20 protein-coding genes are annotated in these 20,479 nt (G+C 64.9%); 10 read left to right on the top strand and 10 right to left on the bottom strand.

Translation table 11 applies throughout. The features are described 5' to 3' along the window. Window positions 1–281: 281 nt before the first annotated feature. Window positions 282–1,760: a HipA domain-containing protein gene (locus OOZ63_RS04350; protein WP_266004123.1), complete on the bottom strand. Its 1,479-nt coding sequence runs from the start codon at window positions 1,758–1,760 to the stop codon at window positions 282–284. Next, entirely contained in the window at window positions 1,753–2,052 is a 300-nt protein-coding gene (locus OOZ63_RS04355; RefSeq protein WP_266004124.1) for a helix-turn-helix domain-containing protein, read from the bottom strand. Before OOZ63_RS04355 ends, OOZ63_RS04350 begins: the two co-directional genes overlap by 8 nt. A gap of 297 nt (window positions 2,053–2,349) precedes the next feature. Here OOZ63_RS04355 and OOZ63_RS04360 point away from each other — a divergent pair, with 297 nt between their 5' ends. From OOZ63_RS04360 to OOZ63_RS04405, 10 genes are all read left to right on the top strand, one after another. Next, window positions 2,350–2,574, top strand: coding sequence for a hypothetical protein (locus tag OOZ63_RS04360; protein ID WP_266004125.1), 225 nt, complete (start codon window positions 2,350–2,352; stop codon window positions 2,572–2,574). A gap of 613 nt (window positions 2,575–3,187) precedes the next feature. Further along, window positions 3,188–4,741 carry a Fic family protein gene (locus OOZ63_RS04365; protein WP_266004126.1) on the top strand — a complete coding sequence of 518 codons (1,554 nt, stop codon included), beginning with the start codon at window positions 3,188–3,190 and terminating at the stop codon, window positions 4,739–4,741. A 114-nt stretch (window positions 4,742–4,855) separates the two neighbouring features. Further along, window positions 4,856–5,827 carry an alpha/beta hydrolase gene (locus tag OOZ63_RS04370; RefSeq protein ID WP_266004127.1) on the top strand — a complete coding sequence of 324 codons (972 nt, stop codon included), beginning with the start codon at window positions 4,856–4,858 and terminating at the stop codon, window positions 5,825–5,827. Between the two features lie 717 nt (window positions 5,828–6,544). Then, window positions 6,545–7,327: an MBL fold metallo-hydrolase gene (locus OOZ63_RS04375; protein WP_266004129.1), complete on the top strand. Its 783-nt coding sequence runs from the start codon at window positions 6,545–6,547 to the stop codon at window positions 7,325–7,327. Between the two features lie 9 nt (window positions 7,328–7,336). After that, window positions 7,337–7,705, top strand: a complete 369-nt coding sequence (locus OOZ63_RS04380; RefSeq protein ID WP_266004130.1) for a glutaredoxin family protein — start codon at window positions 7,337–7,339, stop codon at window positions 7,703–7,705. A gap of 54 nt (window positions 7,706–7,759) precedes the next feature. Further along, window positions 7,760–8,944 (top strand): imelysin family protein, encoded by a 1,185-nt coding sequence (locus OOZ63_RS04385; protein WP_266004131.1) that lies wholly within the window; start codon window positions 7,760–7,762, stop codon window positions 8,942–8,944. Beyond that, complete coding sequence (locus tag OOZ63_RS04390; protein ID WP_266004133.1) at window positions 8,941–10,350, top strand: di-heme oxidoredictase family protein; 1,410 nt, start codon at window positions 8,941–8,943, stop codon at window positions 10,348–10,350. Before OOZ63_RS04385 ends, OOZ63_RS04390 begins: the two co-directional genes overlap by 4 nt. Further along, window positions 10,350–11,342, top strand: coding sequence for an imelysin family protein (locus OOZ63_RS04395; RefSeq protein ID WP_266004134.1), 993 nt, complete (start codon window positions 10,350–10,352; stop codon window positions 11,340–11,342). Before OOZ63_RS04390 ends, OOZ63_RS04395 begins: the two co-directional genes overlap by 1 nt. Next, window positions 11,332–12,390 carry a DUF1513 domain-containing protein gene (locus tag OOZ63_RS04400; RefSeq protein WP_266004135.1) on the top strand — a complete coding sequence of 353 codons (1,059 nt, stop codon included), beginning with the start codon at window positions 11,332–11,334 and terminating at the stop codon, window positions 12,388–12,390. Before OOZ63_RS04395 ends, OOZ63_RS04400 begins: the two co-directional genes overlap by 11 nt. Window positions 12,391–12,471: 81 nt before the next feature. After that, window positions 12,472–12,891, top strand: coding sequence for a GNAT family N-acetyltransferase (locus tag OOZ63_RS04405; RefSeq protein WP_266004136.1), 420 nt, complete (start codon window positions 12,472–12,474; stop codon window positions 12,889–12,891). An 11-nt stretch (window positions 12,892–12,902) separates the two neighbouring features. Here OOZ63_RS04405 and OOZ63_RS04410 read toward each other — a convergent pair whose 3' ends face one another. From OOZ63_RS04410 to OOZ63_RS04445, 8 genes are all read right to left on the bottom strand, one after another. Beyond that, window positions 12,903–14,063 carry an amidohydrolase gene (locus OOZ63_RS04410; RefSeq protein ID WP_266004137.1) on the bottom strand — a complete coding sequence of 387 codons (1,161 nt, stop codon included), beginning with the start codon at window positions 14,061–14,063 and terminating at the stop codon, window positions 12,903–12,905. 3 nt (window positions 14,064–14,066) lie between these two features. Continuing rightward, a complete protein-coding gene (locus OOZ63_RS04415; RefSeq protein ID WP_266004139.1) occupies window positions 14,067–14,768 on the bottom strand; it encodes an HAD-IA family hydrolase in 702 nt (233 codons plus the stop codon). A gap of 11 nt (window positions 14,769–14,779) precedes the next feature. Then, entirely contained in the window at window positions 14,780–15,145 is a 366-nt protein-coding gene (locus OOZ63_RS04420; RefSeq protein ID WP_266004141.1) for a helix-turn-helix domain-containing protein, read from the bottom strand. A gap of 107 nt (window positions 15,146–15,252) precedes the next feature. Beyond that, entirely contained in the window at window positions 15,253–16,443 is a 1,191-nt protein-coding gene (locus tag OOZ63_RS04425) for a DUF1624 domain-containing protein (protein ID WP_266004143.1), read from the bottom strand. Between the two features lie 40 nt (window positions 16,444–16,483). Beyond that, the gene (locus OOZ63_RS04430; RefSeq protein ID WP_266004144.1) at window positions 16,484–17,266 is read right to left on the bottom strand and encodes a hypothetical protein; all 783 of its coding nucleotides are present in this window, start codon (window positions 17,264–17,266) and stop codon (window positions 16,484–16,486) included. 19 nt (window positions 17,267–17,285) lie between these two features. Then, entirely contained in the window at window positions 17,286–19,415 is a 2,130-nt protein-coding gene (locus OOZ63_RS04435; protein WP_266004146.1) for a TonB-dependent siderophore receptor, read from the bottom strand. Window positions 19,416–19,480: 65 nt separating this feature from the next. Beyond that, window positions 19,481–19,870, bottom strand: a complete 390-nt coding sequence (locus OOZ63_RS04440; protein ID WP_266004148.1) for a hypothetical protein — start codon at window positions 19,868–19,870, stop codon at window positions 19,481–19,483. Window positions 19,871–19,960: 90 nt separating this feature from the next. Next, window positions 19,961–20,347 carry a hypothetical protein gene (locus OOZ63_RS04445; protein WP_266004149.1) on the bottom strand — a complete coding sequence of 129 codons (387 nt, stop codon included), beginning with the start codon at window positions 20,345–20,347 and terminating at the stop codon, window positions 19,961–19,963. Window positions 20,348–20,479: the final 132 nt, after the last annotated feature.

Raw genomic sequence — 20,479 nt, forward strand, 5'->3', positions numbered from 1 at the left:
GCCGAAAGCTGGGCTTTTTACTTTGTCCGACGCTCGTCTGACCATTGTGATGGTGGGCCACTGCGCCTGACTGCGCTCGACCCCTGCTTGATCCGTAGAACTGTGCGCGTGTTGAACGACCCATTGGAGTGCCTTTGCGCCTTTGCGGAGGGGCAAAACTACGCCCTCAACACTCGCCCCCGAGGCGTTCGCATGAAGCGTGGCGCGGTCGAAGGTCAGTCGCAGGAAACTGTGCCCTGCCCGGGTAAAGTCTGTGGCGTAGGACGCGCCTCTTCCCGGTCCTATGCCAACAGGCGTGGCACCATCTCTGGTAGGACGATGTGCCGCAGCACACGAAGAAGCTTCAGTTGCTGCGCCCGCTCTGGCGCAGTAACTTGTGCGGCCGCCCCCCCCCCCTCCTGGACTACAGGTTCGTCCCGGGCTTCGAGCGCCGGCAACTTGAACCCCTTGGCCTTGAGCTGGTCCATCAACCCCATTTCCCCCGGATATTGCTCGGCATAGACAGTATCGAAGGCGACCAGCACCCGTGTGACGACTTCCTGGATTGTCCGAAGAGCGAGCCTTACCGGGAGGCCCAGTGTGGCCGCCGCTGCCAGAACCGCTTCCGGCGTGACTTGGTCGAAGCGAGTGACATCCTCTGACAGCCGCACGGCCAGCGGCACTGTCGGCCAATGCCCTTGCTCGTCTGCAAAGGCTCGGGTGTGATAGACGCCGGTTGCTAGCAGGTCGTAGTGCGGAGCGAGGTCTACCCGGCCTGGCGTTACCAAGAAGGAAAGGTTCTTTAGGTGGCAGTCGTCGTTGGCGACCAGCAGGTTGAAAACCAGCCACCGGAACAGCAGCACCGGAGTGGCCAGTTTGTTCTCACAGGCCTGCGACAGCTCGCGCAACTCCTCAACGCCGGTGCCGTACTTGAACATCCGCGATTTGTTGAGCAGCTGGCAAGCGTCGATGACGTGCACCCGCTGCACGACAGGAGGTGTTGCACCCGTCTCGGCTGCGAACTCAGCGCGGTCGAACTTTCGGTCGAACCTCTCGATGGCGTACACCGGCTGGGGAACGTGCAGCAGTTCGACAGGCGGCGTCGTCAGCTTCGCGGCAGCGGCTAGTCGCATCGTGAGCCACTCCAGGTAAGTCGATGCCGGGTAGGTATCGATAGCTGGATGGTCGGGCTTGAGGATGTGAGTCGACGGCATCGAGCCTACCGGCTCGTACACGTCTTCGCCCTTCAGCACCGCCAACATCTTGTGCTGGGCGCCAGCCAGTGACATCCGCTTCGGTGAGTCCCGCGTGAGAGTCGTGCGAGGCAGGCCCAGGATGCGCCGGCTCAGTTCCTCGTACTGCAGGGGTTTGAGCTCAGGACGGACATCCGGTGTCTTTCCAGATGGCAGCAAGGTGAGCGAGCCCGCGGACTCAGCGCCTAGATACTCGAGCAGTGCAAACGCGTCGTCATGATTGCGCAGGTGAGCATCCGCCGTGATGAGCTCGCGCAGTTTCTCCTCCGGAAGCAGGTTGTCGAAGTACCACTGGACCGGGCGCAACGTCCCGCCGTCGCGATGGAGCAACTGGCTGCGAGGCAGCGCAGGTGACAGGTCGAAGCTGTCCGGCCGGTCCGCCCATTGCGGCAGATAGGCCAGCGCCCACAGGTCATTACCCTCATGCAGAGAGCCCAACTGCACTTGGTTGATGAAGATATCCAACTTCCGCCCACCCTCGGGCAGTTCGGCGGCCTCGACAGGCACCCTGAGTGCGGTGTCAGGCATCTGGGCCGACCTTCGAGTTCGCGGCGCGGCGTGCCTTGACCTTTTTCATCTCCAGTTGGAAGGCTGAGGCGTCCGTCGGCTGCAATTCCAATGCCACCTTGACACCCAACTGCTGGAGCAGTTGCAGCACCTTGCCCATTTGCACTGTCGACTTGCCGTTCTCCAGGTCGGTCATGAACTGCTTGCTCACCCCCGCAGTGGAGGCGAAGTCGTCGATACGGATGCGCGCTCGCTTGCGCAAAGTTCGAATGGCAATACCGGCCTCGAGCACGGAGGTGAGCTGGATGTTCATTGAAATTCCTATCCTCGTAGGAATCATCTCTCCTTCGAGCGCCATAGTCAATCGAATTCCTACATTCATAGGAATAACTGGAATCGGAGTGCTTCAGAAGGCCAAAATTCCTACGATAAGAGGAATTTCAAAGAAAAATAACGCGTGAGACATGGAAATTCCTGCGAACGCAGGAATTGGTACATCACTCCGCCTCGTCCCTTCCATTCGCATCGCCTGTTGAACATCCCCTGCCTATACGGATAGTCGTTGGGTGCCGGTCACCGACCGGCGACGACGCCTTGAAAGGAAGTGCAGATGCGCTCGTTGGTGTTCGTCACCGCCGCCGCGACACTGGCTGCTTTCCAATGGCCAAGCGTCGGAGCCGTGAGCTTCGCCGCCGGCCTCTGGACGGCACTGGCTGTTGGCTGCCACGATCCTTCACGATTCACCGCACTCTTTTTACCGCAGTGCGTGACCGCAGGAAGCTCACATCCGGTGGCGCAATGCGCAATGACACAAGCGGCCGACCGGGTCTTTTGATGTGACCGAGTTCGCCGGAGGTGGGGAGTCGGGCGAAGGCGGATGCCGCCTGTAGCTGCGGCTGCGATGCGCCGCCGGTCAGGGGGGGGGGAGGGGCGTGGGGGCCCGGTTTGGATAAGCTCAGCGACTCTTCATCGAGCTTGAAGGAGGTGGGCCCGATCAGGTAGCAGCCGGACGGGCCCGGTGCCGGTGCAGCTCAGGCGCAGTTGGCGGAATAGAAGACTTGGAGAAGTTCCCACATTACGGGAATCCTCTCAATTTTTCTATGCATTTTTGTACAAAGAGCGCTGTCGGGAGTTCCAGCAGTCACGCACATCCCACATGAAACCGCCGGCCTTGCGCGGCTGATCAGTGCGGCTTAGACGCGAACCCGCGATACCCAGCTACGTCTTTTATCCAACTTCCTTCCAAATTACAGTTTGTATTTGCAACACTATTTCGCAATCAACTTTGGTTTCTATTCTTTTGAAATCAATTACTTATATGACATTCTGCGTCTCAGACGGCAATTGCCTTGGCGACTTTAACGTGCAACAATTAAACGTCTAAAACGTGAAATACAACGTCGTCTTTTACGCCAATTGCCACAGCAACTCGGACGTGCCGTACCCACATGGCCAGCCCTAACGTCAAACTCGCGACATCGCTTCAGAAGCTCCACGACCTTCAAAAGCAAGGCCGTGTTGTCGTTCGCGCCGCAGATCTGTCGCGGACACATCTTGAGCGCTTGGTCGAGAGTGGGCGCCTCCGTTCGATCATCCGCGGCTGGTACATGCCCTGCCGGCCCGAGGAAGACCTTGGCGACACAACAACATGGTTCGCTTCAATGCGGCACTTCGTTCGCGGCTACTGCGACGAACGCTTCGGCAGCGATTGGCACATCAACGCCGAACTCAGCCTGAAGCTGCACACAGGCTCGAGCACGCTTGCGCGTCAGATCCAGGTGAACGCGCTCAAGGGCACCAATAACGCACTCACCTTGCCAGCCGGGACGTCCATGTTTGACCTGCGCGTCAAGGAGATGCCTCCAGCCAACCAGCTCGGCGAGGCCCAGGGCCTGCGCGCCTTGTCGCTGGAGGCTGCCCTTGTGCGTGCTACGCCGAATGTCTGGCAGGCTGATACGCTCACCATGCAACTCGCGCTGGGCATGCTCAAGGACACCTCCGCCCTCAATCGCATCCTTCTGGACGGCGACCACACGACCATTGCCGGGCGCATCGCCGGTGCTCTTCGAGCCGTTGACCGAGCGGAGTTGGCTGACGGAGTGCTCAAGACCATGAGGTCAGCCGGCCATAGCATCGTCGAGCAAAACCCTTTCAACGCGCCGGTCCAGTCTGCTAGAGCACTTCCGGAGTCACCGTACTGCGCACGGATCAAGGCCATGTGGGAGTTGATGCGAGAGCAGGTCATGAAGGCCTGGACAACTCCCGTGCGCACGCAAGGCTCGCCGAAGGAATACCTGGACGAAGCCGATGTGCGATACCTGGCCGACGCCTATCACTCGCTGTCGATCGAAGGCTACCAGGTCACGCCGGAGATGATCGACCGTGTACGCAAGGGCAATTGGGGCTCGGGCGATACGGAACGCGATCGCCAAGAACGTAACGCGATGGCTGCAAAAGGCTACTTCGAAGCGCACACGGCTGTGCGCGCGAGCCTGCTCCGGGTGCTGGAAGGCCAGAACCCGGGGGTACGCCTACGAGCTGACCTTCAAGACTGGTACTTGGCACTCTGGTCCCCATCCGTCCAGGTCGGGCTGGTAAAGCCTTCGGAACTCGCCGGTTGGCGCGGCTCGCAGGTGTTCATCAAGAACGCCAGGCACACGCCGCTTCCACCCGAGGCTGTTCGCGATGCGATGCCGCTGCTGTTCGACCTGCTCGAAGCCGAAACCGAGCCCTGCGTGCGAGCAGTGCTCGGGCACTTCGTCTTCGTGTTCATCCATCCTTACATGGACGGCAACGGACGGCTGGCTCGGTTCATGATGAACCTCATGCTGGCCACCGGCGGATGGCCGTGGACAGTCGTCACCCTGGATATCCGCGACGAATACATGCGAGCGCTTGATGCCGCATCGTCGGACCAGGACATCAAGCCGTTTACCAGGCTGCTGAGCAGCTTGGTGCAAGCCCAGTTGATCGAAGGGCCGAAGCGGCCTGCCTCCAGCTAGCTTGTCCTCGACCAGGAGTACGGATAGAACGGAGGACGTTTCGACGGGAGAATGAATCTTCGACGACACCATAGGAGCGACATGCACAGAAGTCCAAACACCCCCGCAGGCACTGTGCATCGCCTGACGCTCGACAGCGAGGTGCTGGCAGGCAACCTGGTCGATGCTTCCCCTCGGCGAATCATCGACGTCTATATTCCTCACGGCGAGGACGGTCGCGGCCTGCCCTTCCTTGTAGACATCGTGGGCTTCACCGCTGGTGGACCGGCGCACACAAACTGGAAGAACTTCGGCGAGAACCTGCCCGAGCGGCTGGACCGCCTGATCGCCGGTGGCGAGATGCCGCCCGTAGTCGTTGCCTTCCCAGACTGTTTTACGCGGCTCGGCGGCAACCAGTACGTCAACTCTGTGGCGATGGGTCGCTGGGACGACTTTCTGCGAGACGAGGTGGTGCCTTTCGTCGAAGAGCGATTCGGCTGCGGCGGCACCGGCCGGCGTGGCCTGTTTGGCAAGTCAAGCGGCGGATACGGCGCGATGGTCCATGCTCTGTTGCACCCTGACTTCTGGGCCGCCGCGGCCGTGCATTCCGGCGACATGGGCTTTGAACTGCTCTATCGCCATGAGTTTGTCCCTGTGCTGCGGGCTTTAACCAAAGAACCGGACCCTGGCAAGTGGGTGGATAGCTTCTGGGCCGCGAAGAAGCCCAAAGACAGCGACATACACATCTTGATGATGCTGGCGCAGGCGGCGAGCTTCGACCCCGATCCGTCAGTTCCCTTTGGCGTGCGTCTTCCGGTGACCCGCGACACCTGCGAGCTGATCCCCGAGCGCTGGGCGAACTGGATGGCCTGGGACCCGCTGACGCTGGTTGAGCAGCATGGCCCTGGTCTGTCGCAGTTGAAGGCGCTCTACATCGACTGCGGGGAGGTCGACCAGTACAACTTGGTTTACGGCGCCCGGCGCATGCACAAGCGACTCAGCGAGATGGGTGTGGAGCACATCTACGAGGAGTTCGATGATGACCACACGGCCGTCGACTACCGGATGGACGTCAGCTTGCCGGCACTGGCGAAAGCGTTGTCCTGAAGACGTGTCGCCAATGTGGGTTCATGCGCGATTCGAAGTTTGCCAATCGCGGGTGCTCAATCGCGACGAAATCCGGCACGTGCGGACGAGAGGACACTGCCCGACAGTAGTCAGTGAAAGCTCACTCCGCTTGGGCGCGAACTCCCTGCAAATTGCTTTCTCACAGAGAGAAAATCGGCAGTAATTGGCCGACACGCTCCGATGGGAAGCATGAACCGGGGCGGCTGCACGGCGATCCTTCGATAGAGCCCCAGCCACCATCAAGAATCAAGCACTTAGCCCACCCTAGCGGGTGGGCTAAGTGCTTTGTGCGCCCAGCATGGGCGCGCGCCTGCAGGTGCAAGTCCCGCCGTAAGTTGGTCACGACGAACGAAGCGAAGCGCACCGTCGCGACCGACCGGCAGGCAATCCATCGACTTAAGCGCAGGCGAAGCATCCGCCACCTTCGAGTTTGTAGTTCCTTTGGACCAGCTGGGTACCGGCTCGATCATGCTGCGCAGCGGTGGTACTGAAGTCGAGCGACTGCTCTTTGACGTGGTTATCGCAGGCCCAAGTGGCGCTGAGGCAGTTGACCCGACTGTGTGAAAACGCGTGGGGGTTGGCCGAGGCGGCATGGCCGCTTGGCCCAACATTGAGCGAGCTTGATGCCCATCAAGCTCGCCGTGGATTTGCCCAACTAGAGTGGCTGCCTTCTTCAAGGAAAAGGGAGGCCGTCCCATGCCGATCGAGCTCTACCGCCAGGGCTCGCACCTGTGCCTGATGTTTTCCAATCTGACCCAGGAGGACGGCGAGGCGGTGCAATCGAACCAGTTTCTGCTGGTGCATGGGGCCACCGGCGCCATCCTCGACCCCGGCGGCAATCTGGCCTACAACGAGCTCTACCTGGGGCTGACCCGGCATATGCCGCCGCACAAGCTGGCGGCCATCCTGGCTTCGCATGCCGACCCCGACATCATCGCCTCGCTGGACCGCTGGATGACGGCCACGACGGCGCCGGTCTATATCTCGCGCATCTGGGAACGCTTCGCCCCTCACTTCTGTAAGCCCGGCAAGACCGTGGGGCGCATCATCGGCCTGCCCGACGCCGGCGCCCGCCTGCGTCTGGGGCAGGGCGAGGCCGATGCCTTCGAGCTCTGGGCGCTGCCAGCCCATTTTCTGCACGCCGAGGGCAATTTCCAGTTCTACGATCCCATCAGCCGTATCCTGTTTTCCGGCGATTTGGGCGCCTCGCTGGGCGCCGATTTGCAGCCCGGCCAGACCGTCACCCGTCTGGACGGCCACATCCGCCATATGGAGGGCTTTCACCGCCGCTATATGGTCAGCAACAAGGTGCTGCGCCTGTGGGCGGCGATGGTGCGCGAGCTCGATATCGCGATGATCGTGCCCCAGCACGGCGCGCCGCTGGCGGGTGCCGCCGTGCCCGAGTTCATCGCCTGGGCCGAGGGCCTGGCCTGCGGCATCGATCTGATGAGCGCCAGCCACTACCGGGTGCCGCAGTAGCATCGCACCATGCTGAAGAAATCAATGCGGTCCGGCCTTGTCTCGCTGCTGCTGATCGTCGGGGTGGTGTGGGGCGTGTCGAAATGGGCTGGCTCGCGGCATGCCGACGAGCAGGCCGAGGACCTGCGGCGCTGGGCCGGACCGCAGGACATCCTGATGCTGTCTTCGACCACCTGTGTGTTCTGCAAACGCGCCAGCGCCTGGCTCCAAGAGCATCAGGTGCCGCACCGCGAGTGCTTTGTCGAGCGCGACGCAAGCTGCCTGGCCGAGTACCAGGCGCGCGGCGCACGCGGCACGCCGACATTTGTCGTGCGCGGACACACCATCCTGGGCTTCGACCGCGAGCGCATCCGTGCGCTCTTGCGACCGCCGGCTTGAGACGGGGGTAGATTAGATGCGAGAATGCAAATTACTCGCATTTGCATATCTGCCATGAAATCTCTCGCCCTGCTTTTGAGCCTGGCCGCCGGCCCGGCCCTGCTGACCGCACTGCCCGTCCTGGCCCAACAAACGGCGGTCGCTGCCGCGGCGAGCGCCACTCCCGCTGCCGTCAACGCCCATTACGCGGCACTGGTTCACGCCAACTATGCCGACACATTGCAGGCCGCGCAGGCTTTGCGCCTTCGCATCAAAGACTTCGTCGCCCAACCTTCCCCCGAGCACCTGCAGGCGGCGCGCCAGGCCTGGCTGGCGGCGCGTGAGTTCTATGGCCAGACCGAGGCTTTTCGTTTCTACGGCGGCCCGATCGACAACGACAAAGGCCCCGAAGGCCAGCTCAACGCGTGGCCCATGGATGAGAGCTATGTGGACGGGCTGGCCGGCAAGAGCGGCGGGCTGATCGGCAAGCGCGGCTTCAAGATCACGAAGGCCAACCTGGCGGCACAGAACGAGCGCGGCGGCGAGGAAAACGTCGCCACCGGCTGGCATGCGATCGAGTTCCTGCTTTGGGGGCAAGACCTGTCCCCCACCGGCCCCGGCAACCGCAGTTTCGAGGACTTCGTCGACGGCAAGGCGCCCAATGCCGACCGTCGCCGCCAGTATCTGGCGGTCGTGACCGACCTGCTGATCGACGATCTGCAGGGCCTGCTCAAGGCCTGGGCGCCCGGCGTCAAGAACAACTACCGCGCGCGTTTCGAGAAGGGCGGCCAGGAGTCGCTGCGCAAGATGCTGGTGGGGCTGGGCTCTCTGTCGCGCGGTGAGTTGGCCGGCGAGCGCTTGGAGGTGGCACTGGCCAGCCAGGATCAGGAAGACGAGCATTCCTGCTTTTCCGACAACACCCACCGCGATGCGGTCACGAACGCGCTGGGCATAGAGAACGTCTGGCTGGGTCGTTACCAGCGGGCTGACGGCACGCTGCTGCAGGGCCCGGCGCTGCGCGATCTGGTGGCTGCCAAGGATGGGGCGCTTGCTCAGCGATTGAGCGAGCAACTGGCCAGCTCGGTGGCCGCCGCTGGCAAGATCCAGGCACCGTTTGACCAGGAAATCCAGGGCGACAAGACGGCGCCGGGGCGCTTGCGCATCCAGGCCACCATTGACAGCCTGACGGCGCAGAGCAAGCTGCTGGTCGAGGCCGCCACGGCCGTCGGCATCACCAAGCTGACCCTGGTCCAGCCATGAGGGGGTGGATGTTGGCCGCCGGCGCGAGTCTGGCTGCTGTCGCATATGGCGTGGGCGCCGCAGCCAGCGACGACTCAGAGAGGACCGGCGGCGCCACCACGGTCTACGCCGATGGCCGCAATGCCTTCTCCTTTCCGGCCGCCAATCTGAGCGACGAGGAGCGCACCCGCTTCGCGATCGGCAATAGCTTCTTCCGCCGCAACTGGGTCGAAGCGCCGGCCTCGACCACCGCCCGCGACGGCCTGGGCCCGCACTTCATCGCCCGCAGTTGCGGCGGCTGCCATGTGCAGGACGGACGCGGCGCGCCGCCGAGCTTCCGAAAGGGCCTGCATGATCAACCGGTGGGTCTGCTGATGCGGTTGTCGGTGCCCGGCACTGATGCCCATGGTGGGCCGGCGCCGGAGCCAGTCTATGGTGGGCAATTCAACAATGCTGCGGTGCAGGGCGTGAGTCCAGAGGGTAAGGTCTTGCTGCGCTATGAGACCGTTGCCGGCCGCTTCAAGGACGGCAGCCGCTACAGCCTGCTCAAGCCGCACTACAGCTTCGGCCAGCTCGGTTACGGTGCGATGGCGCCGGACGTGATGGTCGGCCCGCGCATCGCGCCGCAGCTGATCGGCGTCGGCCTGCTGGAGGCGATTGCGGAGGCCGAGATCCTGCGCAATGCCGCCGAGCAGGCAGCCGTGCCGGGCGCGATCAAGGGCCAGGTCAACCGGGTCTGGGATGCCTTTGCAGAGAAGCCCATGATCGGCCGCTTCGGCTGGAAAGCCAATGTGGCCACCATCGCGCACCAGAGCGCGGGCGCCTTTCTCGGCGATATGGGCATCACCTCGCCGCAGTTTGCGCAGGAAGACTGCATGCCGGCCCAGGCCGACTGCCGCGCGGCGCCCAGTGGTGCCAAGGGCGCGAGTCCCGAGATCGATGCCAAGACCCTGGCCGATGTGGTGTTCTATCAGGCCACGTTGGCGCCGCCGGCGCGCCGCCGAATCGATGATCTGCAGGTGAAGAAGGGTCAAGTCCTGTTCCAGCAAGCCCAGTGCGCGACCTGCCACCGACCCAGCTACACAACCGCACAGGGGCCGTTCCCGAGCATGAGCAGCAAGGCGTTGAACGGCCAGAAGATCTGGCCCTATACCGATCTGCTGCTACACGATATGGGCGAGGGCCTGGCCGACGGTCGACCAGATTTTCAGGCCAGCGGTCGGCAATGGAAGACGCCGCCGCTGTGGGGTGTTGGCCTGATCAAGGACGTCAACGGTCACAGCAGGCTGCTGCACGATGGCCGCGCGCGCGGCGTGCTGGAGGCCGTGCTGTGGCATGGCGGCGAGGCCGAAGAGGCCAAGCAACAGGTGCTGGGCATGACGCGCGCCGAGCGCGCGGCGCTGGTGAAGTTCGTGGAGTCGCTGTGATGATGGAGCGTCGTCTGTTTCTGGCTGGCCTGAGTGTCTGCGGCGTGGCCCGCGCCCAGAGCGACTGGGCCCGCGAGGCGGTGCCGGCCTACACGCCGCTGCAAATGCTGCAAGGCCTGTATCGCCACTGGTCGTTGCCGCGCGCCGACGCCTTTGGGCAGGCTGTGACCCAGCTGCAGCAGCGTCTGGATCGGCCCTCCTGGGCCGGTGCGATGCTGGCTTGGGAACGGCTGGCGACGCCGGCCCTGGGGCCGGTGTTGGCCAGGCGCTCGCAGCGCCAGATCGACTTCGCACCAAGCCGGCCGGCCCTGATCGCCAAGGCCATCGCGGCCGCGCCTGCCGATATGAAGGGGCTGGAGCGTGTCGGCACTCCGGCCAAGGGTTTGCCGGCGCTTGAGCAGCTGCTGTGGCAGCCGCAGCTGGAGGCCCCGGCGCGGCGCTATGCGGCGCTGCTGGTCGAGGAACTGGTGGCCGAGGCGCAGGCGCTGCGCCAGGGCTATGCCGAGCTGGCGGCGCGCGAGCCCGAGGCCTGGGACGAGGAGGCCCAGTTGGCCGGCAGCGCCGAGCTGCTGAACCAATGGGTCGGTGGGCTCGAGCGCTTGCGCTGGGCCCAGATGGAAAAACCGCTGCGCTCGGGCCGCGAGGCCCTGCCGCGCGCCACCAGCGGCCTGACCGCCGCCGCCTGGGCTGCGCAGTGGCAGAGCCTGCGCGGCCTGGCCCTTTTCGAAGGGCGGCAACGCGCGCCGGTGCCAGGAGAGGGTCTGGTGCCGCTGGAGAGCTGGCTGCGCGGACGCGGCCGCAATCGGGAGGCAGATGCGCTGCGCAGCACCGCGCTGGCCGCCGATGCCAAGCTGCAGGGTCTGAGCCCTGCCAAGCCGGCGCCGGTGCTGGCTGCAGCCAAGGCACTGGAGGCGCTCAAGCGCCTGGTTCAAGAACAGGTGGCGCCGGCTCTGGATCTGAGCCTGGGGTTTTCGGACGCCGATGGTGATTGATCGCCGGCAAGTCCTGACCCTGGGCGCTGGCCTGCTGATCGGCGGGCTGGCTCGTGCGGCCGGCGCCGCCGTGCAGCTGGCCGCCGCCTGGCGCGACGAAGCTCCCAGCTACCGGGTCGGCCGGCTGGAGGCGGCCGGCGCGGCGCTGCGCATCGCGGCCAGCATCGAGGTGCCGACCCGCGCCCACGGCCTGCTGCGCGAGCGCGGCGGTGCGAGCGTGCTGGCGGTGGCGCGCCGGCCCGGCGACTGGCTGCTGCGCTTTTCGCCGCAGACCGGGCGTGCGCTGCAATGGCAGTGGATCGAGCCAGAGCGGGCTTTCACCGGCCACCTGGCGCTGAGCGCCGATGGCCGCCATCTCTACAGCGGCGAGACCGATCTGGACAGCGGCGCCGGCCTGGTCGGCTTGCGTGACGCGAAAACTCTGCACAAGATCGCCGAGTGGCCCAGCCACGGCGTCGATGTGCATGAGCTGCTGCCGCGCGGCGACAGCCTCTGGGTCGCCAATGGCGGCATCCAGACCCGGCCCGAGAGCGGGCGCCTGAAGCTGGACCTGGCTGCGATGGACTCGTCGCTGGTGCGGCTCGATGCCGGCAGTGGCGAGCTGCGCGGGCAGTGGCGCGTGGACGATACCCGCCTGAGCCTGCGCCATCTGGCGTGGCGGCCCGATGGCCGCCTGGGCATCGCGATCCAGGCCGAGCATCAGGACAAGGCCGCCAAGGCTGCCGCACCCATCCTCGCGATCTTTGACGGTCATGCGCTGCGCCTGGCCGAAAGCCAGCCCGTGCTAGCCGGCTACGGTGGCGATATCGCCGCCAGCGCCGAGGGATTTGCGATCGGCTGCCCGCGCGGCGGAGGCGTGGCCCGTTTCGATGCCCAGGGGCTATGGCAAGGCCTGACTCCCTTGCCCGAGGCTTGTGCGTTGGCCGAGAGCCCCGATGGCCGCACGGGGCTCTGGGCCGGCGGGCGCGGCCACGGCCTGCATCTGCCGGATGGCGCGGGCAAAGCGCTACCGGCATTGGAGTTGGATAACCATTGGATACGGCTCTAAGGGTGCAATTGCGACGGGTCTTCAAGGGTCCGCTTATCCTGTCCGGTCGCGACGGCAATGTCATCTCAATCGCCCAAGGCCATGCACCCGTTCGAGTACAGCCCGGTAGCACCGACGCCCGATGCCTTCAAGACGCTCTACGACACCACCGGCTGGGGTCCTACCTCGCGTGAGGCCTCTTACTACGCGGGCGCACTGGCGGGTTCCTGGTGTGTGCAGGCTGCCTATTGCGACGGGCAACTGGTCGGCTTCGCTCGCGTGATTTCCGATGGCCATCTGCATGCCTTCATCACCGAGATGATCGTTCACCCCGGCTACCAGCGGCGGGGCGTCGGCGCACACATGCTGTCATCGCTGCTCGCGGCTTGCCACGAGGCAGGCATCAGCGACATCCAGCTCTTAAGCGCCAGGGGCAAGGCTGCGTTCTACCAGCGGCACGGCTTTGTGCCGAGGCCCCAGGAGGGGCCGGGCATGCAGTTTGTCGCCGCGCTGTGCGGCTGAACTGGGCGCGCTCAGGCCGCCAGGGCCTTGCGCACCACTGCGACAAACCAGCGTATACCCAGCGGCAGCGCCGCATCGTTGAAGTCGTAGCCGGGGTGGTGCAGGGGTCTGGAGTCGCCAGCATGGCCCTGGCCCAGCCACAGATAGGCGCCGGGCCGCGCACGCAGCATGAAGGCGAAGTCCTCCGAGGTGAAGGCCGGGCGGGGGGCGAGTCCTGCCTGCAGGCCCGCCTCGGCGGCTGCTGCCAACGCCAGCTCGGCCTCGGCCGCGCTGTTGATGGTGGCCGGGTAGTAGCGGGTGTAGGCCACGGTGATCTCGGTGCCGCTGCCCAGCGCGACGCCGGCGGCGCAGTCGCGTAGCGCTGCTTCGATGCGGTCCTGTGCGACGGCATCGAAGCTGCGCACCGTTCCGGTGATCTGCACCTCGGAGGGCAGCACATTATGCGAATGTCCGCCTGCGATGCGCGTGACCGACAACACGGCCGACTCGCCGGGGGCTATACGGCGCGCGATGATGGTGTTGAGCTGGGTCACCAACTGGCTGGCAGCCAGGATGGCATCGGCTGTCTGGTGTGGCTGGGCGGCATGGCCGCCACGGCCGAGCACCGTCAGGTCGAAACGGTCGGCCGCCGCCATGATGGGGCCGAGTCTTGTCTGCGCCTGTCCCAGGGGCAGGTCAGGCCAGTTGTGCAGCGCGTAGACCGCATCGCAGGGGAAGCGCTCGAACAGGCCCGCGTCAACCATGGCCTTGGCTCCGCCCCGGCCTTCCTCGGCAGGCTGGAAGATGAAGACCACCGTGCCCTTGAAGCTTTCGCGGTGTCGCAGCAGCTGGCGCGCTGCGCCCAGCAGCATGGTCGTGTGGCCATCGTGGCCGCAGCCGTGATGAACGCCGATGTGACGGCTGGCGTGCGGCAGACCGGTGTGCTCCTGCATCGGCAGCGCGTCCATGTCAGCGCGCAGGCCGACGCTGGGGCCGGACCCGTTGCGCAGCAAGCCAACGACGCCGGTGCCGCCCAGGCCCTCATGCACCTCCAGTCCCAGCTCGCGCAGCGCGGCCGCGACGATGGCGGCGGTGCGGTGCTCGGCGAAGGCCAACTCGGGGTGGGCATGCAGATCGTGGCGCAGCGCGATCAGCTCCGGCAGCCAATCGGCCACCTCGTCATCGGCGCTCATCGATTACTTGCCCTCATCGACCGCGTCGGCCAGCTGAGCCAGCGTGAAGAAGTGATAGTCGGGCTCCGTGATCTGCTTGACCTCCAAGGTGCCACCGAAGCCGGGTTGATTGTGGCGTCGCTCGATCCAGCAGGTCTTCAGGCCCAGGCGTTTGGCGACGCCGATATCGTGGTATTGGCTTTGTGCCACATGCAGATTGTCGGCCTGGCTGTAGCCGCGTGTGCTCAGGCGGCCGCGGGCGAAGGCGAAGAAAATCGGGTCTGGCTTTTCGCACAGCGCGTCGTCGGATGTGATGCTGTCGTCGAAGGGCATCTCCAGCGTCTTCTCAAAATGCGAGAGCGCCCAGCGCTGCGCATTGGTCATCGCGACGAGCTTGAAGCGGGTGCGCAGGCGCTTGAGCGCCTGCACCGAGTCGGGAAAAGCCGGCCACTGCGGCACCGAGTCGCGCAGGCCTTGGGCCAGCGCCGGCGTGTCGGGTAAGCCCAGCTCTGCTGCGATGCTGTGCCAGCAGCGCAGCAGGTCGTCCGGGTAGGCGATCACGTCCTTGCTGGCGCGGGCGCGGCGGTAGGCGGCCAGGAAGTCTTCGTCGCCGACGGGGCGGTCAGGCAGGGCCGCATGCAGATAGTTCAGCATGCCGCGCTCGAAATCTATCAACGTGCCGACCACGTCGAAAGTCAGAACCTTGAAGTCTTTCAAAGAGGCCATGGAGACTACCTTCAGGAGGAATTGTTGGGAGACTGGGCAGCTTGGTACTGGCCCGGCGTCATGCCGCACAGGCGCTTGAAGCGGCGTGTCAGATGGCTCTGGTCGTAGAAGCCCGACTCGCTGGCCGCGCGCGCGGCCGGCATGCCCTGGCTCAGCAAGGCCTGGGCATGCTGGATGCGCAGATGATTGACATAACGGTAGGGCGACATGCCCACCCGCTCGCGGAACACGGTGGCAAAGCGCCAGACGCTGAGCCCGCACATTGTGGCCAGCACGTTCAGCCGCAGTGGCTCGCCCAGATGGGCCTGTATATGAGCCAGCACCGACTCCAGCGAGCGGCGGCGCCTGTCGGCAGCGGGTGTGCAGAGCTTTGCCATGACCAAAGCTTAGGGGCGTTGGTGCCGATGATGTGGCCGTAAAGCCGCTCCGCTGCGGTAGCGAATTGCGATTGCGGGACGCGGCGGCGCAGATCCTGCTGGCTTGGCTAGAAATACTTGACCCAGGCCCGCGTCGTGCGCCGCTTGTAGGCGGCGAATGCCCGCACCGGGGGGTACAGCAGCGGCACCATCGCCAGCCAGACCAGCCAGACGATCCAGAAGGCGTCGGCATCGACGCCGAAGCGCGTGCCTTGGTTGGGGCCGAAGATCGCCAGCAGCACGCGGTAGCCGATCAGCAGCACATAGAGGTGGACGATGTAGAAGAACATCGGCGCGCCGCCAAAGGTCGAGCACAGCCGGGTGAAGCCGTTGTCGGCCCGTTCCAGCGCGGCCAGCAGCATCAGGCCACCGCCGAGCGTCAGCAGCACAAAGTCAAGCGAGGGCGGGTACTTGGTGAAGTTGAGCCAGGACATCGCCGTCTCGAGCGAACTGGCGCCGGACACCCAAGGCTCGTTCTCGCCATAGATATTGAAGCCGCGCAGGACCAGCAGCGCCACCAGGCAGGCCAGGCCGGTCGCGAGCAGAATCTGCTGGCGCCTGCGGTATCGCGCCGCGAACACTGGCGCGAACGCATAGCCCAGCAGGATCACGCCGATCCAGGGCAAGGCCGGGTAGGTCAGCCGCACCTTCAACGCGCCCTCGGCTACCAGCCAGCCGCGATGCAGCATCAGGGTCCATAGCGGATACCAGGCACTGTCGGAGGGGACGGTGTAGCCCGCCACCGCGTTGTGGCCGCAGACGATGAGCAGGCCCAGCGCTGCCAGAAGCCAGCGCGGTAGCCCTGCCAACAAGGCCAATAACACCATGCTGAAGCCGATCGCCCACATCACCTGCAGGTACAGCGTGTGATAGGTGCCGCTCCAGGCGAAGTTGATGACGGTCAGCTCCAGCGCGATCAGCAGTAGGCCGCGTTTGAGCAAGAAGCTGCGCACATCGCGCGGGACACCGCTGGGAGGGTGGGCGTAGAGCCAGGCCGACAACCCGGTCAGGAACACAAATACCGGCGCGCAAAAATGCGCGGCCAGGCGCGAAAAGAATACCTCGGGCGGTGTGCCCGGCAGTGTCATCGGGTCGGTGACCTGCAGATGCAGATACAGGGTCTCGCGCACATGGTCGAGCAGCATGATGATGATCACCAGGCCGCGCAGTGCGTCGATCGAGGTGATGCGCGTTGAGTGCACGGCCGTGCTGTCGCGCGTGGCGCTCAGTCCTCGGGCCGGCAATGAGGTGGTCGACATGGTCTTGGCTCCTCTCGTTCTATGGGTCGGCCCCGTCGGCCTATTTTTTTGTGGCGGCCGGCAGCTTGGGCGCTACCACCGGCAGCGCCGCCAGCCCGTCGCGCTGCACGAAGGAGACGGCCGTGTTGTAGCCCTGCAGCTGGTAGGGCTCGGCACCCTGCGGCCCGGCGCGCTCGCCGGCTGCATCTTCCAGGTGGTAGTGACCGATCACATAAAGCCCCCGCCAGGGCAGCGGAAAGCGCAGCCTGCCCTCGGCATCGCTGTGGGTCTCGCGTATCCAGCCCGCAGGCGTGGACAGGATTAGCTTGGCGCCCGGAAGCGGTTCGCCCTGGAAGACGATGCGGAATTCGGTGGCGCCGTCGGCCACAACGCCGGTGGGCACGATGTCCAGCGGCAGGCTGGACGCGCGCGCGCGCAGGTCTGGCAGCCAGCGCGTGGCTGGTGTCCACCAGGTGCGCAGCGCCCGGCCGTTGTGCTGGGTGTCGAACATCGGGTAGCGGGTGTCGATCGCGGTCAGCGAATCCTCGTGTCCGGCCGCCGACGCGAAGCCGCTCGGCTGCTTGCTCAGCGCCAACGGGCCGGTGCCTGCCGGCGTCAGCCTTTGCGCGTCGAGCTGGCCGAAACGGTCCAGCCCGCCCGGCGAGCGCTCATGCATATTTGCTTCGAGCTCACCGTAGCGCAGCAGCAGTTGCGCCGGGTTATCTACATTGGGCTCGAACCACAGCTGATGTGCTTGCGCGAGGCCTGCCGGCAAGGCCGCCGCCAGCCCGACGGTGACTGTCGCCAGCAGGCGGCTCAGGGAGTCTTCGAAAATGGTCTTCATGATGAAAGCTCCCAGTGGCTCAGAATTTGTACTGCGCGGTCAGTGTCAACTTGCGGCCATTGCCGGGGTAGACCCAGATCTGGCTGTAGGAGCTGGCGTAGTAGAGCTTGTCGCACAGATTGTCGATGTCCAGCGAGAGGCGCAGCTTGCTGGCCAGCTGGTAGGACGAGATCAGCTTGATGCTGGTGTAGGCCGGCAGCTTGAAGTCCTCGCTCGCCGCCAATGGCGCCACCGCGCCTTCACGCTTGCCGACATGGTTAAGCCCCAGTCCCAGCGTCGCGGCATTGCCCCACAGCGAAAAGCTCTTGACCAGCATCAGGTTGGCGCTGTGTTTCGGCACATTGGCCAACTGGCGGCCGAGCAGGAAGGCGTTGTTGTCCTCGGTCACCTTCGCATCCGTGAAGGCGTAGGCGCCCGATAGTCGCAGGCCCGGCATGATCTGGCCCGCGATGTCGAACTCCAGGCCCTGGCTCTCGACCTCGCCCGCCGCCACCGAGAAGTTGTTCGGGTCCACCGGATCGGGCGTCAGCACATTGTTCTTGGAGATCTTGTACAGCGCCAGGGTGCTACTTATCTTTCCGTCGGCCGAGTCCAGCTTGGCGCCCAGCTCATAGGCCTTGCCTTTCTCTGCCGGGAAGGAGGCGAAGGCGCTGCTGACCCCGCTATTGGGGCGGAAGCTCTTGGAGGCTGTCGCATACAGCGACAACGTCTTGCTAGGCTGATAGACCAGTCCGATGCGCGGCGTGGTCGCGCTCAGGCTTTGCTCGGTGGTGTTGCCGCTACGGTGGTTCAGCAAGGACTGCTTGTACTTGTCATGACGCAGGCCCAGCAGCATCTTCCATTGTGCTCCGAGGTCGATCTGGTCTTGGGCGTACAGCGAATGCGAACGCTGCTTTTCCTTGGTGTCGGTGGTCAAGGCCATGGTGGTTGCGACCAGGCCGTAGACCGGCGCATAGATATCGAGATTGCCGGCATTGGCATTGCGGTATTGCAGGCGCTCGTCGGTGAAGCGGTAGGCATCAACGCCGACCAGCAGGTTATGCATCAGACCTGCGCCGCGCAGCTTGCCCAGCAGCTCCAGCCGCCCCGACACATCGCTGGCCTCGTTGTCGCGCGAGCGGCGCTGGCGCACCAGCGTGCGTTGGTCGGCCTGCAGGAAGCGCCCTTCGGTGGAGATGCCCTCCAGCGAGCTGTCGCGTACGCTGAAGCCAGTCTGTAGCGACCAGTCGTCGTTGAAGTAGTGCTGGACAAAAACCTGGTGGCCGGTGGTCTCAATCACGTTCCTGCCGTCGCCCGGCTCACCGAGGAAACGCGAGCGTGGCAGCACGCCCAGCTTGCCATTGATCGCCAGCACGCCGCGGTCGAAATTGGCGCGCTGCCTGGAAACCTCCAGTTCGTAAGACACCGTGGTGTCCGGCGTCAGCATCCAGATCAGGGATGGCGAGAGCAGATAGCGCTCCGAGCCCAGGTGGTCGCGGTAGCTGTCTGCCTTCTCGGCGGCGGCATTGAGCCGGTAGGCAAGCCGCTCGCCGATAGGGCCGGTCAGGTCGGCGCTCGCGCGCAGCGCGCCGTCGCTGCCCGCCGACAGCTCCAGGGTCTGGGCCGGTTGGAAAAGTGGCTTCTTGGTGGTGATATTGACCGTGCCGCCGGGTTCGCCGCGGCCGTACAGCGCCGAGGCCGGGCCTTTCAGGATCTCCACTGTGCTGGTGTTCGCGGCGTCACGCAGGCCGTTGTAGCCGCGGCTGTAGTTGAAACCGTTGACCATGTAGTCGGAGCCGAAGTTGGGGTCGCCGGTGAAGCCACGCATTGCATAGCTGTCCCACAACCCCCCCAGATTGCTCTGCTTGGCAATGCCGCTGCCAAGGTCCAGCGCGTCCGCCAGCTTGGTGACGCCGGCGTCCTGCAGCATGTCGGCGCTCAGCACGCGCACGCTTTGCGGCAGGTCTTTGAGCAGCGCGTCGCTCTTGGTCGCCCCGGTGGCCGAAAGATTGCGATAGGGCTGCTTGACGCCGAGGATCTGCACGGTCTCAAGCTGCGAGGTCGCGGCCTCTGTCTTGGGCACATCCGCGGCGCCTGCCGAGAACGCCGTGCACAGAGCTGCCGGCAGGGCGGCGCGTGCGAAGAAACGGGTGTTTTGGATCATGGACATGTGGGTTCCTTGACTGAACTTTCTTTGAATCCGAAGCTGGCGAAAAAAAGGTGCGCCGCGGCGCCTCAGCGCAGCGTGAAACGCAGCGCGAGCGTGAGGTTTTGCGGTGTGGTGATCACGGCCACCGCCTTGGCGCCGGCGGTGAACGTCAGGCCTTTGGCCACCAGGGCGTTGCCACCGGCTGGTGTCAGCGGGGCACTGGTCTTCACCCCGTCCTTGCTCAGCACGCTCAACTTGCCGCTGAAGCCGACTGTTTCCAGCGCCTGGCCATGGTCTTCCAGATACAGCACGGCAGAGCTGTCAAGCCCCGCCACGAGCTCGAAGCTGATCTCATTGGCCACCTGCACGACGCCGCCGTGCTTGGGCGCGGTGTCACCGTGAGCAAGGGCCAGCGTGCCCGCGGCGGCCAGGCACAGCGCGGCCAGGACCTTGTTGAGGGAGTGAAGGCGCGTCATCTTTTCTCCGAAGAAGGCATGGGTGTGGCGGCACGCCGCAGGGAGCGGGGGCTGGCCATAGCGCGCCCTGACTGGGCGCAGGCGACTGACTCAGACGCGGGTCTTGGGGGGGCGGCGCAGGCCTTCGATGAAGGGCCCGACCGGCGCTGTCTCGGCGGCGACCAGCGGCGGCGCAGAGCCTGCCGCCATCGGCGGGCTGGCGACACCGGCCGGCAGCGGCCCGGCGCTGGCCAAGCAGGCATCGACGCCGGCATGGTGGCTCAGCGCCCCGGCGCTGCCGTCCTGACTCGGGCTGGCCAAGGCGAGTTCCTCGGCAAAGGCCGCGTCGAAGGTCTGGGCCTCCTGGGCCGAGGTTGAGCTGCCGACGAAGCTCAGTGAGCCGTGGCAGTGATGGTGATAGGCGCTGCCCACCCAGTTCAGCAGCATCGCGAGCAGCAGCAGCGCAATGATCTGAGGGCAGGGCTGGGGGCGCTTCATGGTGAATCGATTATGAAATTCGATCCCGCGCAGCCCCTGCTGTTTGCGCCTTTGCGCACGCAATCTTCAGTTGAAATGCCCGGGGTGAATCAGCACGGGCTGCTGATAACCGCGGGCTGGTGCGCGCTGTGC

It is taken from the genome of Paucibacter sp. PLA-PC-4 (assembly GCF_026241155.1).
Lineage (GTDB): Bacteria > Pseudomonadota > Gammaproteobacteria > Burkholderiales > Burkholderiaceae_C > Roseateles_E.

Excerpts from the sequence above, each read along its gene's own strand:
- OOZ63_RS04350 (WP_266004123.1), bottom strand. The coding sequence starts at position 1,760 with ATGCCTGACACCGCACTCAGGGTGCCTGTCGAGGCCGCCGAACTGCCC.
- OOZ63_RS04355 (WP_266004124.1), bottom strand. The coding sequence starts at position 2,052 with ATGAACATCCAGCTCACCTCCGTGCTCGAGGCCGGTATTGCCATTCGA.
- OOZ63_RS04360 (WP_266004125.1), top strand. The coding sequence starts at position 2,350 with ATGCGCTCGTTGGTGTTCGTCACCGCCGCCGCGACACTGGCTGCTTTC.
- OOZ63_RS04365 (WP_266004126.1), top strand. The coding sequence starts at position 3,188 with ATGGCCAGCCCTAACGTCAAACTCGCGACATCGCTTCAGAAGCTCCAC.
- OOZ63_RS04375 (WP_266004129.1), top strand. The coding sequence starts at position 6,545 with ATGCCGATCGAGCTCTACCGCCAGGGCTCGCACCTGTGCCTGATGTTT.
- OOZ63_RS04380 (WP_266004130.1), top strand. The coding sequence starts at position 7,337 with ATGCTGAAGAAATCAATGCGGTCCGGCCTTGTCTCGCTGCTGCTGATC.
- OOZ63_RS04385 (WP_266004131.1), top strand. The coding sequence starts at position 7,760 with ATGAAATCTCTCGCCCTGCTTTTGAGCCTGGCCGCCGGCCCGGCCCTG.
- OOZ63_RS04390 (WP_266004133.1), top strand. The coding sequence starts at position 8,941 with ATGAGGGGGTGGATGTTGGCCGCCGGCGCGAGTCTGGCTGCTGTCGCA.
- OOZ63_RS04395 (WP_266004134.1), top strand. The coding sequence starts at position 10,350 with ATGATGGAGCGTCGTCTGTTTCTGGCTGGCCTGAGTGTCTGCGGCGTG.
- OOZ63_RS04400 (WP_266004135.1), top strand. The coding sequence starts at position 11,332 with ATGGTGATTGATCGCCGGCAAGTCCTGACCCTGGGCGCTGGCCTGCTG.
- OOZ63_RS04405 (WP_266004136.1), top strand. The coding sequence starts at position 12,472 with ATGCACCCGTTCGAGTACAGCCCGGTAGCACCGACGCCCGATGCCTTC.
- OOZ63_RS04410 (WP_266004137.1), bottom strand. The coding sequence starts at position 14,063 with ATGAGCGCCGATGACGAGGTGGCCGATTGGCTGCCGGAGCTGATCGCG.
- OOZ63_RS04415 (WP_266004139.1), bottom strand. The coding sequence starts at position 14,768 with ATGGCCTCTTTGAAAGACTTCAAGGTTCTGACTTTCGACGTGGTCGGC.
- OOZ63_RS04420 (WP_266004141.1), bottom strand. The coding sequence starts at position 15,145 with ATGGCAAAGCTCTGCACACCCGCTGCCGACAGGCGCCGCCGCTCGCTG.
- OOZ63_RS04425 (WP_266004143.1), bottom strand. The coding sequence starts at position 16,443 with ATGTCGACCACCTCATTGCCGGCCCGAGGACTGAGCGCCACGCGCGAC.
- OOZ63_RS04430 (WP_266004144.1), bottom strand. The coding sequence starts at position 17,266 with ATGAAGACCATTTTCGAAGACTCCCTGAGCCGCCTGCTGGCGACAGTC.
- OOZ63_RS04435 (WP_266004146.1), bottom strand. The coding sequence starts at position 19,415 with ATGTCCATGATCCAAAACACCCGTTTCTTCGCACGCGCCGCCCTGCCG.
- OOZ63_RS04440 (WP_266004148.1), bottom strand. The coding sequence starts at position 19,870 with ATGACGCGCCTTCACTCCCTCAACAAGGTCCTGGCCGCGCTGTGCCTG.
- OOZ63_RS04445 (WP_266004149.1), bottom strand. The coding sequence starts at position 20,347 with ATGAAGCGCCCCCAGCCCTGCCCTCAGATCATTGCGCTGCTGCTGCTC.